The organism is Lentzea sp. CA-135723 (assembly GCF_050936595.1).
GTDB lineage: Bacteria > Actinomycetota > Actinomycetes > Mycobacteriales > Pseudonocardiaceae > Lentzea.
The window spans coordinates 4,070,234-4,088,130 of the sequence record NZ_JBNJMK010000001.1; the positions used below are offsets into that span (position 1 = coordinate 4,070,234).

At 68.7% G+C, this 17,897-nt stretch carries 13 protein-coding genes; 8 read left to right on the plus strand and 5 right to left on the minus strand.

Annotated elements, in window-relative coordinates; all coding sequences use genetic code 11:
- Positions 1-48 precede the first annotated feature (48 nt).
- The 3 genes from ACQEU1_RS18075 to tig form a co-directional block, all read right to left on the minus strand.
- Positions 49-678: an ATP-dependent Clp protease proteolytic subunit gene (locus tag ACQEU1_RS18075; RefSeq protein ID WP_433202640.1), complete on the minus strand. Its 630-nt coding sequence runs from the start codon at positions 676-678 to the stop codon at positions 49-51.
- 19 nt (positions 679-697) lie between these two features.
- Positions 698-1,282 carry an ATP-dependent Clp protease proteolytic subunit gene (locus ACQEU1_RS18080; RefSeq protein WP_285638708.1) on the minus strand — a complete coding sequence of 195 codons (585 nt, stop codon included), beginning with the start codon at positions 1,280-1,282 and terminating at the stop codon, positions 698-700.
- A gap of 145 nt (positions 1,283-1,427) precedes the next feature.
- A complete protein-coding gene (tig, locus tag ACQEU1_RS18085; protein WP_433202643.1) occupies positions 1,428-2,774 on the minus strand; it encodes a trigger factor in 1,347 nt (448 codons plus the stop codon).
- Positions 2,775-3,585: 811 nt separating this feature from the next.
- Here tig and ACQEU1_RS18090 point away from each other — a divergent pair.
- Positions 3,586-4,485 (plus strand): LysR family transcriptional regulator, encoded by a 900-nt coding sequence (locus ACQEU1_RS18090; RefSeq protein ID WP_382444424.1) that lies wholly within the window; start codon positions 3,586-3,588, stop codon positions 4,483-4,485.
- A gap of 653 nt (positions 4,486-5,138) precedes the next feature.
- On the opposite strand, the gene ACQEU1_RS18095 is transcribed toward ACQEU1_RS18090, so the two are convergent.
- Positions 5,139-6,128 carry a LacI family DNA-binding transcriptional regulator gene (locus ACQEU1_RS18095; RefSeq protein ID WP_433202647.1) on the minus strand — a complete coding sequence of 330 codons (990 nt, stop codon included), beginning with the start codon at positions 6,126-6,128 and terminating at the stop codon, positions 5,139-5,141.
- Between the two features lie 100 nt (positions 6,129-6,228).
- Here ACQEU1_RS18095 and ACQEU1_RS18100 point away from each other — a divergent pair, with 100 nt between their 5' ends.
- From ACQEU1_RS18100 to ACQEU1_RS18130, 7 genes are all read left to right on the plus strand, one after another.
- Positions 6,229-7,482 carry an ABC transporter substrate-binding protein gene (locus ACQEU1_RS18100; protein WP_433202650.1) on the plus strand — a complete coding sequence of 418 codons (1,254 nt, stop codon included), beginning with the start codon at positions 6,229-6,231 and terminating at the stop codon, positions 7,480-7,482.
- A gap of 5 nt (positions 7,483-7,487) precedes the next feature.
- Positions 7,488-8,357 (plus strand): carbohydrate ABC transporter permease, encoded by an 870-nt coding sequence (locus ACQEU1_RS18105; RefSeq protein WP_433202654.1) that lies wholly within the window; start codon positions 7,488-7,490, stop codon positions 8,355-8,357.
- On the plus strand, positions 8,354-9,175 hold the full coding sequence (locus ACQEU1_RS18110; RefSeq protein ID WP_433202657.1) for a carbohydrate ABC transporter permease: 822 nt from the start codon (positions 8,354-8,356) through the stop codon (positions 9,173-9,175). The genes ACQEU1_RS18105 and ACQEU1_RS18110 overlap by 4 nt, the downstream gene beginning before the upstream one ends.
- A gap of 31 nt (positions 9,176-9,206) precedes the next feature.
- The gene (locus ACQEU1_RS18115; protein WP_433202660.1) at positions 9,207-10,313 is read left to right on the plus strand and encodes a glycoside hydrolase 5 family protein; all 1,107 of its coding nucleotides are present in this window, start codon (positions 9,207-9,209) and stop codon (positions 10,311-10,313) included.
- A gap of 7 nt (positions 10,314-10,320) precedes the next feature.
- Positions 10,321-13,227, plus strand: coding sequence for an alpha-mannosidase (locus ACQEU1_RS18120; RefSeq protein ID WP_433202663.1), 2,907 nt, complete (start codon positions 10,321-10,323; stop codon positions 13,225-13,227).
- Positions 13,228-13,440: 213 nt separating this feature from the next.
- Positions 13,441-14,925: a PKD domain-containing protein gene (locus ACQEU1_RS18125; protein WP_433202666.1), complete on the plus strand. Its 1,485-nt coding sequence runs from the start codon at positions 13,441-13,443 to the stop codon at positions 14,923-14,925.
- A gap of 12 nt (positions 14,926-14,937) precedes the next feature.
- Positions 14,938-16,383 carry a PKD domain-containing protein gene (locus tag ACQEU1_RS18130; RefSeq protein ID WP_433202669.1) on the plus strand — a complete coding sequence of 482 codons (1,446 nt, stop codon included), beginning with the start codon at positions 14,938-14,940 and terminating at the stop codon, positions 16,381-16,383.
- Between the two features lie 77 nt (positions 16,384-16,460).
- Here the strand turns inward: ACQEU1_RS18130 and ACQEU1_RS18135 are convergent, their stop codons facing one another.
- Positions 16,461-17,897, minus strand: a complete 1,437-nt coding sequence (locus tag ACQEU1_RS18135; RefSeq protein ID WP_433202672.1) for a PKD domain-containing protein — start codon at positions 17,895-17,897, stop codon at positions 16,461-16,463.

Consider the following 17,897-nt stretch of genomic DNA (forward strand, 5'->3'; position numbering starts at 1 on the left):
GTGCGCAGTGCCCGAGCTCTGGGGTTTCCCAGAGCTCGGGAACCTGGCTCAGGACTTGGCGGAAAGCTTGCGGTAGGGCAGCACCGAGTCGACGATGCCGTACTCCTTGGCCTCTTCGGCCGTGAGGATGCGGTCGCGCTCGATGCTCTCGCGAACCTCCTCCGCAGTCCGGTTGGTGTGCCGCGCGAGGGTGGTCTCCATCAGGCGGCGCACGCGCTGGATCTCGTTCGACTGGATCTCCAGGTCGGACACCTGACCGTACGCGCCCTCCATGGAGGGCTGGTGGATCAGGATTCGCGCGTTCGGCAGCGCGTGGCGCTTGCCGGGGGTGCCGGCGGCCAGCAGCACCGCAGCGGCCGAGGCGGCCTGGCCGAGGCAGTACGTCTGGATGTCCGGGCGGACGAACTGCATCGTGTCGTAGATGGCCATCAGCGAGGTGAACGAGCCACCCGGCGAGTTGATGTACATCAGGATGTCGCGGTCCGGGTCCTCGGACTCGAGGACCAGCAGCTGCGCCATGACGTCGTTGGCCGAAGCGTCGTCAACCTGCACGCCGAGGAAGATGATGCGCTCCTCGAACAGCTTGTTGTACGGGTTCGACTCCTTCATGCCGTAGCTCGTGCGCTCGATGAACGAGGGCAGCACGTACCGCGACTGAGGGGCGTGGAACTGGCTCACTTCGAGATCTCCTCAGCTGCTAGTTGCTCGAGCCGACCGGCTGCGCGCGGGTGACGACCTTGTCGACGAAGCCGTACTCCAGCGCTTCCTGCGCTGTGAACCAGCGGTCGCGGTCGGAGTCGCGGGTGATGGTCTCCACCGACTGCCCGGTGTGCTCCGCGATCAGCTCGGCCATCTCGCGCTTCGTGCGCGTCAGCATGTCCGCCTGGATCGCGATGTCCGCGGCCGTACCGCCGACACCGGCCGACGGCTGGTGCATGAGGATGCGCGCGTGCGGGAGCGCGTGGCGCTTGCCGGGCGCGCCCGCGGAGAGCAGGAACTGCCCCATCGAGGCCGCGAGGCCCATCGCGTACGTGGCCACGTCCGGCTGGATCAGCTGCATCGTGTCGAAGATGGCCATGCCCGCCGTGACGGAGCCACCCGGCGAGTTGATGTAGAGCGTGATGTCCTTCTCGGGGTCCTCAGCGGCGAGAAGCAGCAGCTGAGCGGTGATCTGGTTGGCGATGCCCTCTTCGACCTGCGATCCCAGGACGATGATCCGCTCGCGGAGCAGCCGCTCGTACACCGAGTCGTTGAGGTTCATCCCGGCGGTGGCCGACCGCATCTCGGGGGTCGGGAAGGAGTGCTGCGTCACGTCTGCCTGCCTAACTCCAGGTGGAACGAATCTGGAAGCAAAAACTCTCTGCGATCGACCTTAACGAAGGCGGGCGGCGTCAGATGCCCGACACCGCCCGCGTTCGCTATCAGCTTTACTTCTCCGCGTCCTCTTCGGACTTGGTCTCGCCGAAGAGCTCGTCGAGGTCGAGCTTGGTGCCGCTGGTGTCGGACACCTCAGCCTGGCGCACGACGCTCGCGAGCGCCTTGCCCCGGCGGACGTCGGCGAAGATCGCGCCGAGCTGGCCGGACTGCTGCGCGCGCTTGACGTACTCGTCCGGGCTGATGCCGAAGCGCTGGGCCTGGTAGATGATCCGCTCGGTCAGCTCGCCGTCGGACACCGTGACCTGCTCGGCGTCGGCGATCGAGTCGAGCACGAGCTGCGTCTTCACGGCCTGCTCGGCGGCGGTGCGGAGCTCGGTGTCGAACTCCTCCTCCGTCTGGCCCTGCTCGGTCAGCCACGCGGCGAACTTCGCGTCGTCGTGGTCGAAGGCGTGCACGGCGTCGTGCTTGCGCGCGTCGATCTCGCCCTGGACGATGCCCTCGGGCAGCGGGACCTCGGTGGTCTCCAGCAGCGCCTCGAGGACCTTGTCGCGGGCCTGGACGCCCTGCTGCATCTTCTTGACGCGGCCGAGGCGGGTCTGCAGGTCGGCCTTGAGCTCCTCCAGCGTGTCGAACTCGCTGGCGAGCTGCGCGAACTCGTCGTCGAGCTCCGGCAGCTGGCGCTCCTTGACCGAGCTCAGCACGACGGTGACCTCGGCCTCGCGGCCCTCGTGCTCACCGGCGACGAGCGTGGTGGTGAAGGTCTTGGACTCGCCCTCGGACGCGCCGACGAGCGCGTCGTCGATGCCCTCGACGAGCTGGCCGGAGCCGACCTCGTAGGACAGGCCGCTGGTGCGCGCCTCCTCGACCTCTTCGCCGTCGACGGTGGCGGACAGGTCGACGATGACGAAGTCACCGGTCTCGACCGGGCGGGTGACGCCGGTCAGCGTGCCGAAGCGAGCGCGCAGCTCGTCGAGCTGGGTCGCCACGTCCTCGTCGGTGACCTCCTGCTCGTCAACGGTCACGGCGAGCTCGCCGAACGCCGGCACGGTGATCTCGGGGCGGACGTCGACCTCGGCGGTGAACTCGAGCGTCTGGCCGTCCTCGATCTTCGTGACCTCGAAGTCCGGACGGCCGAGCGTGCGCACCTCGCCGGCGTTGACCGCCTCCAGGTACTTGGCCGGGATCGCCTCCTGGATGACCTCGTCCAGCACCGGGGCGCGGCCGATGCGGTTCTCCAGGACCTTGGCGGGGGCCTTGCCCGGACGGAAACCGGGGATGCGGACCTGCTTCGCGAGCTTCCGGTACGCCTGGTCGAAGTTCGACTTGAGCTCGTCGAACGGCACCTCGACGTTGATCCGGACCCTCGTCGGGCTCAGGTGCTCGACGGTGCTCTTCAACGTGGACTCCTCGATACGAACAAGAACGTGCAAGACAGCCGGTACCGCCACTCGGGACGCCCGGATTCCCAGCGAGTCTAGGCGAGACCCGCGCTGTGACCGCCGCCACCCCGCCTTGGGCCTTCGACGAGGTGATCCTGGGTGACGCGCACGTCCAGAACTTCTCCGAGCATGCTCACCCGCTCCCCGCCGCGTGGTCCAAGTGATCTGCGTGGTCCGTGTGATCCGCACGTCAGCACGGCGTCAGCGCGCTCCGGTTGAGTCATCGGCGGCGGGGACCCGATCCCGCGAACCGACGAACCTGGGGGATCACGATGGCGCACAAGCGTTCCAGACTTCTCGCCGCGACGCGTCAGGCAGCGGCCGCCGCACGTCAAGCGGCGGCACCGGGTCCGCAGGAGGCGACCGCCGTCGGCCACAGCTACGCCGGCGGGCAGGAGTCCGTCACGATCAAGGCCGGCGTCTCGGCGGGCGTCAAACCGGTGACCTCCGCGGCCCAGCTCACCGCGCACGCGCCGTTCCGGAAGTGCGCGGGAAGCGGCGTCCCGCACTCAGGGGCGGCGTTTTTTGTTCGCCTGGCGAACCACATAACTGAAACGAGTCGCCCAACTACCGCCCGTCAAAACGCTCGCCCACAATTTCACTCTTTCGGCCGAAACAGCCTTTCGCGACCGATCAAGATGACTCCATAAGCACCAATCACCCCCGCTCAGAGGGCAGGTAGCGTTACTGCTCCCGCACCATCCGTAACAGGACCACGGGAACGAACGAGAAAAAGTCGTCGCACCGTTTTACCCCGAGGATCCGCCTGATGGAGACACGCCAGCTTCTCGCGTTCACGACCGTGGTTCAGACAGGGAGCTTCACCAAGGCCGCTGCCACGCTCAACTGCTCGCAGCCGACCATCACCACCCGCATCAAGGCGCTGGAGGAGGCCCTCGGGGTCGTCCTTTTCCGGCGCCTCCCCCGAGGTATCCAGATGACCTCCGCAGGCGTGGAACTACTCCCGTTCGCGCGAAACATCATCAACCTCACCGAAAAGGCCCGAAAAGCCATCACGATGAACGGCGAGCCGCACGGCAAACTCGTCATCGGTTCCGCACAGAGTTTGACCGACTACCGTCTGCTACCGCTCATCGAATACATGTGCTGGCGCTACCCGTCGGTCCAACTCTCGCTGCACTCGCGCAACGCCCTGAACAACCTGAACTCGGTCCGGGACGGCCAGCTGGACTGCGCCTTCTTCATCGGCGCCATAGAGCCCCGCGAGGGCCTGGAAACGACGGTGCTCTGCCCGGAGCCCCTCGTGATGGTCGCGGGCCCGAACCACATGCTCACCCAACGCCAGTCGCTGGCCGAGGACGACCTGACGAGCAGCACCCTGATCAGAGCCGAGAACGGCGCCAGCTACCACGAACTCTTCGAGCACTCCCTCGGCTACGACGACACGAGGGCCCCGGTGCTCGAACTGGACTCGGTGGACGCGGCCAAACGAGCGGTGGCCTCAGGCCTGGGCATCGCCCTGATGCCGGAGGTCACGGTGTCCGCCGAGCTGTCCGACGGCAGGTTGGTCCGCTTGCCCTGGTCCCCGACGTTCCGCGTGTACACGCAGTTCGGCTGGCGCCAGGACAACTCGACGAACCCGGCTGTGACGGCTCTGGTGTCGGCGGCGGCGCAGGTGGTGAGCGACCAGGTCGCGTCCCTGACCTGACCGGACACCGCGAGCCGCCAGACGTGGGGCGCACCCGGCCACGGCTGACGACGGGCCGCACCCCAACCGGCCTGGAGTGGGGACGTGGCAGGCCCGGGCAAGCTCACGCAGGGGTCCCCCTGGTAGTTGGCTCCCCCGCGGCCCAACGTACTCAGAGGGTCTGACAATCCGGCTGAGCTGGACACAACCCCAACCGGGCGAGACGCAACCCGGCTGGGCGAGACGGCATCGGGCAAGACGGTCAAGGCGAGACGGGTCGAGGCAAGTCGGGTCGAGGCGAGACGGGTCAAGGATGGCTTTAGGGCCTGGCGAAGCCGGAGGCGAGCCCGATCGAGCGCAAGCTTCGCGATGGCGCAGCCGAGCCTAGCCAAGACCCAACGCAATGCCGGAGGCGAGGCGTCCTTCCCTCGCGCGCCGTCAAAGCGGTGTGGTGACGTGCCAACGCAACTCAGCCACGCACCAACGAGATTGGGGCTTGACTTTGGGTGCGAGGTGCTACCACTTGTGGCTCGGCCGGGCGCTTTTCAGCCCGGCCTTTTCCGGTCCGACAAGCGCCTCGCAAGGGCCCCGAAGTCAAGCCCCAATCTCTATCGACGCGCCAGCGGCGATGACTCAACCACGCCCGTCAAAGTCTTTGCCCCCAACGCAACCACCTACGAACCCTGCGCGACCCCGGAACTCCCCCGCACCACCAGTTCCGGCAACACGTCCTCCACATCGGTCGGCAACGCCCCACCGATCACCGAGACCAACGCCCGAGCCGCCCGAGCACCGAACGCGAACGTGTCCCGCGACAACGCCGTCAACCGCCCGTGCTGGCACAACACCGAGTCATCCCAGGCAATGATCGACAACGACGAAGGCACCGAAACCCCGAGCGAAGCAGCAACTTCCGCCCCGGCGACCGCCATAACATCGTTGTCGTAAACAATCGCCGTAGGCGGAACAGCAGACCCGAGCAGTAAACGGGTAGCAGCAGCCCCGGACTCGGCCGTGTAATCCCCCGGCACCACCACACCGTCCACAACGGACGAAGCGAAGGCCGCATCCCGCCGGACCGTGTGCAGCAACGACGACAACCCGGCCACCCGCGCGATCCGCCGATGCCCCAACGACTTCAGGTGCTCCACCACGGAAGTCATGGCCGCGTAGTCATCAGCCCACACGGAAGCCAGCGACCCGTGGTGCCCGGCGCCGCCCACGACAACGGCCGGCAGCCCGAGCGAAGACATCAGCTCGACGCGCGGATCCGACACCAGCAAGTCCACCAGGAACACCCCGTCGACCCGATGCTCGGCCCACCACCGTTGGTATAGGGCGATCTCCTCCTCGCGTGAGGCGACCACCTGCAACAACAAGGCGCACGACATCTCCGACTGCATGCCGGCGATCAGCTGGAAGAAGAAGGCCTCGTCACCGAGAGCGCGCGGCGGCCGCACCAGCACCAGCCCGACGGCGTCAGCGGAGGCGGACGACAGTGCGCGGGCGGTGACCGACGGGCGGTAGCCCAGGGAGGACGCCACCTCCAGCACGCGGGCGCGCGTCGACTCCGAGACGCCCGCGCGGCCGTTCAGCGCCAGCGAGACGGCGCCCTTGGAGACGCCTGCCTCGGCGGCGATGTCCTTGATGGTCGGCCTCTTCACAGCACGCGCACCCTGTCCGGAACGAGACAACAAGACGTTCGGAGGCTAGCCGGAGATAAACCGGTTTAGCTAGGGTCCGCGGCCAAGGAGGTGGGTGTCAATGAAGAGGCGCACGTTCCTCGCGGGCCTGGCGGCGGTGCCCGTGGCGGGATGCGGTCTGTCCGGCACGTCCAGCACCAACACGGCCACTAACGGGCAGGTCACGGGCGAGATCACGTTCCAGACCTGGTCCCTCAAACCCAAGTACACCGACTACGTCAACGGTGTCATCGACGCGTTCCAGAAGCAGCACCAGGGCACGACCGTGAAGTGGGTCGACCAGCCCGCGGACGGGTACCTGCAGAAGGTCATGGCGGACGCCAGCGCGGGGAGTCTTCCCGACGTCATCAACGTGCCGCCGGACCTGAGCTTCCCGCTCGCCAAGGCCGGGCAGCTGGTGAACCTGGACGACAGCCTCAAGGACGCCAGGCCGGAGTACCTCGAGAACGCCTGGCAGGCGTTCGAGATCCCCGGCAAGGGCGGCTGCTACGGCTTCCCCTGGTACCTCAACACCGGCCCGATCTTCTACAACAAGGCCCTGTTCCAGCAGGCGGGCCTGGACCCCGAGAAGCCCCCGAAGGACTTCAAGGAGCTCGAGACCACGGCGCTCAAGCTCGCCGAGAAGAAGGTCGCGATCCTCGGCCAGACGCCGAGCATCGCCGACTTCGGCCTCTACGGCGTCAAGCTGTTCGAGAACGACAAGTTCACCTTCAACGAGCCCAAGGGCGTCGAGTTCGTCGAGTTCTACAAGCGGATGTACGACGCGGGCGCGCTCATCCCCGAAGCGCTCACGCAGAACTACACCGGCGCCGGCGCCAAGTTCATGGCGCAGCAGACGGCTATGAACCCCGGCAGCGCGTACGACCTCGGCAAGTTCAAGACCGACGCGCCCAGCCTCTACGCGAACGTCGGCATCACCACGCCCATCACGAACACGGGCAGCGCCAACATGTTCCTGCACGGCATGAGCGTGCCGAAGAGCAGCAAGAACCAGGCGACGGCGCTCGCGTTCGGCCGGTTCGCCACCAACGCCGAGAACCAGGTGAAGTTCGCGAAGCTCGCCTCGATCTTCCCGAGCACCTCCAAGGGCGGCGACGACCCGTACTTCACCACCGAGGACGGCACGGACGAGGCGCGCGTGCGGGTCGCCGCGGCCAAGCAGCTCAAGACCGCGGTGAACTACACGCCCGTCCAGTTCAGCGACCAGATGCGCGAGGCGCTCCTGCAGCAGCTGGCCGACGCCATGCTCGGCAAGAAGTCGCCGAAGCAGGCGCTGGACGACGCCGCCGCCGAGTGCAACCGGCTGCTGAAGTAGGCACGATGACCCATCGCCCGTACACACCGTGGCTGTTCCTGGCCCCAGGACTGGTCGTCTGCGGCCTGTTCGTCATCTTCCCGTTCCTCAACATGATCGTGCTCGCGTTCACCGACGCGAGCGCGCTGGGCGGCGGCCAGTTCACCGGTGCGGACAACTTCGTGCGGATGTTCCAGGACCCCAAGTTCTGGGCGGCGGCCCGCAACAGCGCGCTCTACATGGCGGGCGTCGTCCCGCCGCTGGTGCTGTTGCCGCTGCTGATCGCGATGCTGGTGCAGAAGATGGTTCCTGGCATCGGGATCTTCCGGACGGCGTTCTTCACGCCGGTGATCGCGTCCACGGTCGTGGTCGGGCTCATCTGGACGTGGCTGCTCGACAGCCGCGGCCTGGTGAACAACGTGGTGGAGGCGCTGGGCGGCAGCAGGATCGGCTTCCTGACCGACTCGACGCTGCTGCTGGTCAGCTCGATGGTGGTGACGGTCTGGCGCGGCCTGGGCTACTACATGGTCATCTACCTGGCCGCGCTCGCCAACGTGCCGAAGGACCTGCACGAGGCCGCGATGGTCGACGGCGCGGGACCGGTCAGGAGGTTCTGGTCGGTCACCGTGCCCAGTCTGCGGCCCACGATGGTGCTGGTCGCGGCGCTGAGCGCGGTCAACGGGTTCCGCGTCTTCTCCGAGATCTACCTGCTGTCGGGCGGCACCGGCGGGCCGGGCGGGGCGAGCACCACGCTGGTGATGCTCATCCAGTCGGTCGGCCGCGGCCTCACCGGCGAGGTCGGGTACGCCTCCGCGCTCAGCGTCGTGCTGTTCGTGATCCTGCTGGGCCTGTTGCTGATCACCCTGAAGCTGAACCGCAGGGAGGAGCAGCTGTGAAGCGCGCCCACGCTTTCCTGGCACTGCGCTACGCCGGGCTGCTCGCCGTCCTCGCGATCAGCATCGGCCCGTTCCTGTGGCAGTTCGCCACGAGCATCAAGGGGCCGGACGAGGACGTGTTCGTGCCCGACTTCATCCCCGACGACCCGACGTTCGCCAACTACGCCGCCGTGGCGGACGTGGTGCCGGTGTGGAGCTTCGCGCTCAACTCGCTGGCGGTGGCGAGCGTCAACGTCGTCACGAACTGCCTCGGCGCGGCCATGGCCGGCTACGCCCTGGCACGGCTCAAGTTCCGCGGCCGCCGGTTCGCCGCGGTGGTCTTCGCGAGCAGCATCCTGGTGCCGTTCGAGGCGATCATGATCTCGCTGTTCCTGGTGATGCGCGGGTTCGGCCTCACCAACACGCTCACCGGCGTCGTGCTGCCCGGCGCGATCGCCGCGCTCAACGTCCTGTTGCTGCGCAACGCGTTCCTCGCACTCCCCGCCGAAGTCGAGGAGGCCGCGATCATCGACGGCGCCAACGCGTGGCAGCGCTTCACCCGCCTCGCGCTGCCGTCGGTCAAGGGCACGCTGGTCGTGGTGGCGTTGTTCTCGTTCATGTTCAGCTGGGACGACTTCCTGTGGCCGCTCATCGTGCTGAGCGACCAGGAGAAGTACACGCTCACCATCGGACTGGCGTACCTCCAAGGCACGTTCGTGCAGAACCAGCGGCTGGTGGCGGCGGGCACGATCATCGCCGTCGTCCCGCTCATCCTGCTGTTCCTGTTGCTGCAGAAGCACTTCTTCCGCGGAGTGGGAGAAGGCGCGATCAAGGGCTGACACCCCGAGGAGCTCAACCTTGCGTTTCGGCGTGAACTACACACCCTCCCAGGGCTGGTTTCACCACTGGCTCGACTTCTCCCTCGACGACGTCAAAGCCGACTTCGAGTCCATCGCGGGCCTGGGCCTCGACCACGTGCGGGTGTTCCCGCTGTGGCCGGTGTTCCAGCCCAACCGGGGGCTCGTCCGCCCGCAGGCCGTCGACCAGCTCGGAAAGATGCTCGACGCCGCGCACGACTGCGGCCTCGACGTCCAGGTCGACGTCCTGCAGGGGCACCTGTCCAGCTTCGACTTCTACCCCTCGTGGGTGCAGACCTGGCACCGCCGCAACATCTTCACCGACCCCGACGTGATCGACGGGCAGCGCTTCTACGTCCGCACGCTCGCGGAGGCGCTCAGGGACAAGCAGAACTTCCTCGGCTTCACCCTCGGCAACGAGGTCAACCTGCTCACCGAGTCCAACCCCTGCGCGCCCGAGCAGGCGGGCGAGTGGATCGACGCGCTGCTCGCCGAGTGCGAACGGTCGGCGCCCGGCCGGCCGCACGTCCACAGCGAGTACGACGCGGTCTGGTACGAGAGCGAACACGCGTTCCTGCCTGAGCACGCCGCCAACAAGGGTGCGATGACCACCGTGCACTCGTGGGTCTTCAACGGCACCGCGCAGCGCTACGGATCGCTCAGCCCCGAAAGCGTCCACCACGCCGAGTACCTGGTCGAGCTGGCCAAGGCGCACGCGAAGGACCCGGACCGGCCGGTGTGGCTCCAGGAGGTCGGCGCTGCCCAGCCGGAGATCACCGCCGAGCAGGCGCCGCAGTTCGCCGAGCAAACGCTTGCGAACGTGCTGACCTGCTCGAACCTGTGGGGCGTCACGTGGTGGTGCTCGCACGACGTCGACCGTGCGTTGGTGGACTTCCCCGAACGCGAGTACGAGTTGGGGTTGTTGACGACGGAACGCAAGGTCAAGCCGCTCGGCGAGACGATCGCCCGGATCGTGCGCGAGGCAGTGCACGAGCCGGCCGAGCGCACGCCGATCACGCTGCACGGCGACCGGCCCGCGTGGGGTCCGGGCGGCGCTTTCTTCGAAGAGTGGATGAGCCTCGCGCGGCAGGGCGTGCGGGCGTCTATCGAGCTGGGGTGACGATCAAGTGCACGACGAACGCGCGCTGCTGGAAGAACGACTCAACCGCACGCTGAAGGAACGCATCCGCCCGGCCGTCTACGGCGAGACCGCACCGCTGGAGCTCGCCGTCTGGACGGTCCCGGACGAGCCAGTCCCGGTCGCCGAGGCCCTCGAAGCCACCTACGAACCTGCGCAGGTCGGCGACGACTGGGGCGCGCCGTGGAGCACGAGCTGGTTCCGGCTCACCGGCAGCGTCCCCGAGGCGTGGGAGGGCAGGCAGGTCGAGGTCGTGCTGGACCTCGGCTTCACCCACCCCGGCCCCGGTTTCCAGTCCGAGGGTCTCGCGTACGGCGCGGACGGCGTGCCCATCAAGGGCATCGAGCCGCGCAACACCTACCTGCCCGTCGACGGCCGCGAGGTGCTGTTCTACCTGGAGGCCGCGGGCAACCCGACGATCCTCGACTTCCACCCGTTCCTGCCGACCCCGCTGGGCGACAGGGAAACCGCGGGCACCGAGCCGTTGTACAAGATCCTCAAGGCCGAGCTCGCGGTGTTCCAGCCGCAGGTCTGGCACCTGATGCTCGACATCGAGGTGCTCCAGGGCCTGATGAAGGAGCTGCAGGCCCACGACCCGCGCCGGCACAAGATCCTGCACGCGCTGGACCGGGCGATGGACGCACTGGACCTCAACGAGGTCGCCGCGACGGCCGAACTGGCCCGCGAGGAACTGGCGGGCGTGCTCACGTTGCCCGCCAACGCCTCCGCGCACAAGGTGTCCGCGATCGGCCACGCGCACATCGACTCAGCCTGGCTGTGGCCGTTGCGCGAGACGGTCCGCAAGTGCGCCCGCACGTTCTCGAACGTCACGAAGCTGATGGACGAGTACCCGGACTTCTACTTCGCCTGCTCGCAGGCCCAGCAGTACGCGTGGATGAAGGAACACCACCCGCACGTCTGGGACCGCGTCCGCGAGAAGGTCCGGAGTGGACAGTTCGTGCCGGTCGGCGGCATGTGGGTCGAGTCGGACACGAACATGCCCGGCGGCGAGGCGATGGCCCGCCAACTCGTGCACGGCAAGCGCTTCTTCCTCGACAACTTCGGCGTCGAGACCGAGGAGGTCTGGCTGCCGGACTCGTTCGGCTACAGCGCAGCGCTCCCCCAGCTGATCAAGCTGAGCGGCTCGCGCTGGTTCCTCACCCAGAAGCTGTCGTGGAACCAGATCAACAAGTTCCCGCACCACACGTTCTGGTGGGAGGGCATCGACGGCACACGGGTCTTCACGCACTTCCCGCCCGTCGACACCTACAACTCGTCGCTGTCGGGCGAAGAGCTCGCGCGGGCGTCCCGCCAGTTCGCCGAGCACGCCAAGGCGTCGCGGTCCCTGGTCCCGTTCGGCTACGGTGACGGCGGTGGCGGCCCCACCCGCGAGATGATGGAGACCGCGCACCGCGTCGCGAACCTCGAAGGCTCGCCGACGGTCAAGGTCGAGCCGCCGCGCGACTTCTTCCAGGCCGCGCAGGACGAGTACCCGGACGCGCCGGTGTGGGCGGGCGAGCTTTACCTGGAGAAGCACCGCGCCACCTACACCACGCAGGCCAGGACGAAGCAGGGCAACCGCCGCAGCGAACACCTGCTGCGCGAGGCCGAGCACTGGGCGACGGCGGCGGCCCTGCAGGGCGCCGACTACCCGTACGAGGACCTCGACCGGCTGTGGAAGACCGTGCTGCTGCACCAGTTCCACGACATCCTGCCCGGCAGCTCGATCGCCTGGGTGCACCGCGAGGCCGAGGCCACCTACGCCCGCGTCGCGGCCGAGCTGAAGGCACTGACCACGCAGGCCATCGACGCGCTGAAGGGCGACGGCGACGACCAGCTGACGTTCGACGTGCTCGGCGGCGACGCCCCGGAACCGTTCGCCACCCCGGTGAACGGCGTGCTGGACAACGGCAGGCTGCGCGTCACGATCGACGCCGAGGGCATCGTCACGTCGATCCTCGACCTCGAACAGGACCGCGAGGTCCTGCCCCCGCACGGGTTCGCGGGCATGCCGCAGCTGCACCGCGACAACCCGAACCAGTGGGACGCCTGGGACATCGACCCGTTCTACCGCAACTGGAAGGCCGACCTGATCCCGTCCGAACGGGTCGACGGCGACGACGGCGTGGTGGTCAGGGCGAAGTTCGGCAACTCCGCGCTCACCCAGACCATCCGGCTGCGCGAGGGCGCGAAGCAGGTCGACTTCGAGACCGAGGTCGACTGGCAGGAGCGGGAGAAGCTGCTCAAGATCGCGTTCCCGCTCGACCTGCGCGCCGAGGTCTCCACGGCGGAGACCCAGTTCGGCCACCTGCACCGCCCCGTGCACACCAACACCTCGTGGGAGGTGGCGAAGTTCGAGATCTGCGCCCACCGCTTCCTGCACGTCGGCGAACCCGGCTACGGCGTCGCGGTGGTCAACGACTCGACCTACGGCCACGAGGTCACCCGCACCACCCGCGACGACGGCGGCACCACCACGACCGTGCGCCTCTCCCTGCTGCGCGCGCCGAGGTTCCCCGACCCGGAGACCGACCAGGGCGAGCACAGCTTCCGCTACGCCCTCGTGATCGGGGACCTGCCTGCCGCCATCGACGCCGGCTACCGGATCAACCTGCCACCGCGCGCCGTCCGGGGCTCGCAGGCACCGGAACCGCTGGTGCGCACGGACAACCCGGCGGTCAGGGTCGAGGCCGTGAAGCTGGCCGACGACCGGTCGGGCGACGTCGTCGTCCGGCTGTACGAGGCGCACGGCGGCCGTGCCCGCGCCTCGCTCACCACCTCGTTCCCGCACAGCCGGATCCAGGAGACCGACCTGCTGGAACGCCCCCTGGCCGACGCGTCGGCCGACGTGGCGCTGCGCCCGTTCCAGGTGCTCACCCTGCGGTTCAGCCGCTAGACCGAACGAGTGTTGCTGAGGGCGGGGTGGCAACGGGCACCCCGCCCTCAGGCGTGCAGAGGCGGGATTTCGCACCACGGCCAGGGATTGGGCCGAACGACGCAACTTGGGCGGGGACGCACAACGAACACCCCGCCTGACGGTATTAAGGCGCCGGGGAACCTCCAGCCACTGGGGGCTTGGGGGTACTGGGGAACGTGGGGGTAATTTCGCATGCCTTCTTGGAGACCGATCGCGGTGGTCGCCGCGCTCGCGCTGGGGATGAACACACCCGGTGTCGCTCACGCGGCACCACCCGCCAACGACGACTTCGACGCCTCGACGCCGATCACCTCGTTGCCGTTCACCACGCAGGTCGACCGGACCGAGGCCACCAGGGCGCTCGACGACCCGGCCAACTGCGTGCAGTGGCCGGCCGAGGGGTCCGTCTGGTTCCACCACACCGCGACCGAGGACGGCATCTACCGCGTCGACGCCGTCGGCAGCGACCGCGACGTGAAGCTGTCGGTGCTCAGCGGCACCCGCGGTGACCTGCGGTCCGTCGGGTGCTCCGGCCCCTCGAACCCGTTCACCTTCCGGATGACCGCCGGCCAGACCTACTACTTCATGGCGGCCGACGGCTACGACGGCCGCGGCGCCACCCTGAAGATGTCCCTGCGGCGGATGGCCCCGGTGGCCAACGACAACTTCGCCGACGCGCAGCCGGTGACGTCGCTGCCGTTCACCACGCCCCAGCCGGACTTCACGCTCGCGAGCGCCGAGCAGGACGAGCCGTGGACCACGGCGTGCCCCGGTGTCCGCGAAGGCACGCCCACGGTCTGGTACTCCTACACGCCGGCCACCACGCAGTGGGTCCACGGCCAGATCAACAACTCCGGTCCCGTTCTCGGGGTGTACGAGGGCTCGTCGCTCACCGACCTGCGCAACCTCGGCTGCGTCAACCCCAGCTACTACGACGGCAGGTCCTTCCAGTTCGTCGCCGGCAAGACGTACCGCCTGCAGCTGCAGTACAGCTTCTACTCGTCCGACACGGCGACGCTGCGGCTGTCGGAGGCGTCCCCGCTGCAGACGAGCCTGTCCCGCGTCTTCGACGAGCAGTCGACCTTCCGGGACGTGAACCTCTCGGTCTACCACCAGAACCAGTACAACCAGCCGGTGCGGACCGAGTGGGACTTCGGTGACGGCACGGTGCTGCCGCCGAGCACCGACACCGCGAAGTCGCACCGCTACAGCAAGGACGGCAGCTACACCGTCACGGTCAAGGCCACGTCCGAGGACGGCCGCACCGCGACCTCCTCTTCCTCCTTCGTGGTGAAGACGCACGACGTCGGCATCGCGAAGTTCGCCACGCCGGGGTCGGCCAGGGCGGGCGAGGCGAAGCCGGTCAACGTCCAGGTGACGAACACCCGCTACCTGGAGAAGGGCACCACCGTCACGCTCTACAAGTGGGGTGAGTACGGGTGGCAGTCGATCGGCACGCTCTCGCTCGACGTGCCCGCCCACCCGACCCGCAAGGTCACCTTCCCGTTCTCCTACACCTTCACGGCGGAGGACGCGGTCAGGGGCAAGGCGAACTTCCGCGCCACCCTCTCGCTGCCGTACCCGGCCGTGGACTCGCTGCCGCTGGACAACGAGGCGATCTCGACCGCCACGACGGTCCGTCCCGCCACCACCTCCGCCGCCGCCACCGCGAACTGACGAGGGGGAGACATGTTCAGACGGGCAGGCTTGACCGCCATCGCACTCGCCGTCGCCGCGGTGTTCGCACCCGCCGTGGCCCACGCCGCACCGGCCGGTGACGACTTCGACACCGCCGCGGAGATCACCGCGCTGCCGCACAGCGCGACCCTCGACACCACCGGCTCGACCAAGGCCGAGGACGACCCGAACCCCTGCTACTTCTGGGGCCAGGGCTCGGTGTGGCAGAAGTACACCGCGCCGGCCGACGGACTGCTGCGGGTCTCGGCCCGCAGGGGCACCTTCGGTTCGATGCTCGCCGTCTACACCGGACAGCGCGGCGCCCTCGGCATCGAGCCGAACGCGTGCGTCCAGGACGGCTCCTACACCGTGCACGCCAAGGCGGGCACCACGTACTACTTCATGGTCGTCGACTACGACGAGCAGTACAGCGGCCCGCTGTCGTTCACGCTGCGGCAGGCCACGCCGGAACCGAACGACGCCCAGGCCACGGCGACGGCGGTGCAGGTGCCGAGCACCCAGCAACCCGACCTCACCCTCGCCACGGCCGAACCGGGTGAGACCCCGCCGACCTGCGACACCACGGCGACCCGGTCGGTCTGGTACCGCTACACCCCGGCCCGCGCCAAGGTCGTCGAGGTCTCCGGGACCGTGATCAGCGTCCACCGGGCGGGCGAGACGGCCGAACTGGCGTGCGCGCAGCGGTACTCCAAGGCGCTGTTCCCGGCAGCCGCCAACGAGACCTACCTGATCAGGGCGGCCACGTCAGCGACGGAGGCCGACAAGGTCCAGGTCCAGTTCCGGACGGCCCCTGACATCGTCGCCAACCTGTCCACCTGGCCGGACCGGCCGACCGTGCTGAGCGACACCACGTTCGGCGTGCACGTCGGCGACCCGAACTACCTGCCGATGACGAGCGCCACGATCGACCTCGGCGACGGCACTGTCCTGCGCGCCGACGGAGGCCAGGTCAAGCACCGGTTCACCAGGGACGGCGACTACCGGGTCACGGCCACCGCCTCGGTCGCGGACGGCCGCACCGCCACGACCACGCGGACGGTGCAGGTCAGGACGCACGACGTGGCCGTGGCGGGCCTGTCGGTCCCGGCCTCGGCACGGGCGGGCCAGACCAAGCCGATCAAGGTGTCCGTGGCGAACACCCGCCACGACGAGGACGTCACCGTCACCCTCTACCGCGTCGGCGCGAACGGCGAGCAGGAGCGGACGATCGGCAGCCTCACCCAGCGCGTCACGGCGTCGGCGCAGGGACGGACCGGGTTCCCGTTCGCCTACTCCTACCGGGAGGAGGACGCGACGGCGGGCCAGGTGACGTTCCGGGCGCGCGCCGAGGTGAGCGGCTTCGGCTGGAACGGTGACGACAAGGGCGACGACAACGAGGCCCGCGCCACCACCACGTCCGTCCGCCCGGCGGCGGGAGGCAGCGCCCTGGTCAACTGACCGGGGTTTCGGCGGAAAGCCGCAGGGGGTGTGGTTCCTGTCGTCCAGGAACCACACCCCCTGCGGTGTCTCGAGCTTCAGGCCTGCGCCGGACCCACGACCGAGACGGCCTGCGCCTCGTTGTCCGCCGGCGTCGCGTCCAGCATCCCGATGGTGGTGAACGACGCGACCGCCCGGAACGTCACCTTCCCGCCCGCCACGTCCTTCGCGGTGAAGGTGTAGGCGAACGGGAACGCGGTGGTCGTGCCCGGCGAGACCTGCTGCGTCAGCTGTCCCATCAGCTCGTCGCTCCCGCCGTTCTGGCCGACCCGGTAGAACCAGACGTTGACCTCCTCGGTCCGCGCCCGGCTCGTCACCGCCACCTCTACCTGCTTCGTCTGGCCGGGCGTGACCGCGGCGGGTGCCACGACGTTCGTGACCGCCACGTCGTGCGTCTCGACCCGCACGGTCGTCGTCGCGGTGCCGGTGCGGCCGTCGACGGTCGCACCGGACACGGTGACCTGGTAGACGCCGTCCTGCTGGTAGCGGTGCGTGTAGTTCCTGCCCTGCACCGGCACCGACGTGCCGTCGCCGAACGAGAGGGTGCCGCTCACCAGCTCCCGGTTGTGCCGGTCGCCCGCGTACAACGAGAACTGCACGTCGTAGCCCGCCGGCGGGAGACCGTAGCGGCCCGCGAACCAGCTGACCTGCGGGGCGAGCGGGCTTCCCGTGCCGATGTCGAGCTTGAAGTCGCGGGCGTTCTGCGTCGAGCTCGCGACGCGGATCAGGTAGCTCTCGCCCGCGGTCGCGGCGAACACGGAGTGCTCGGTGCCGCCTGCGCAGTCCAGTTCGGACAGATCGGTGGCGCGGTGCACCGTGACCGTGCCGTACACGGAGGCCGCGCTGACGTACCGGGTGCGGGTCGCCGTGTACCGGTACCAGACCGACTGCGTCGCCTGCGCGTTGCAGCTCGGCGACGGCTCACCGGGTTCGGCGCTCGCCAGGCGGAGGTCACCGGTGTGCGTGGCGGGCAGCGTCGTCACCTTCGCCGCGGCGCGGGCGTCGTTCGGCTCGGCCGACACCGTGCGCAGGCTGAGCGTGAGCGGACCGCTCTCCCACGGGCTCCCTTCCCGCACCATCACGTGGTACGTGGTGCCCGCCGTGACGCGGAACGTGCTCTCCGGCGTGGAACTGCAGCTGCCCGGCACCGCGGTCAACGCCCCGCGCTGTCCGGTGAGCACCGCGAAGGACGCGTACCTGCGGTCGCTCTGCAGCTGCAGCCGGGCGAACCCGTCGGCCTGCGCGGTGTAGCGCAGCCAGGTCGTCTGGTAGCCGTAGTTGTCGCACGCGTACGGGTCGTCGGCACTCCGGGTGGCCCCGGTGGTGTCGAGCGTGCCGGTGAACGGCAGCGCGGTGATCTCGGTCGCGGCGTCGAAGTCGTCGCCGGCCGGTGCCGCGAGCGCGACGCCGGGTGCGAGCGTCGCGATCACGGCCGCGGCGAGGGCCGCGAGCGGAACGTGCAGGAGCTTTCTCAT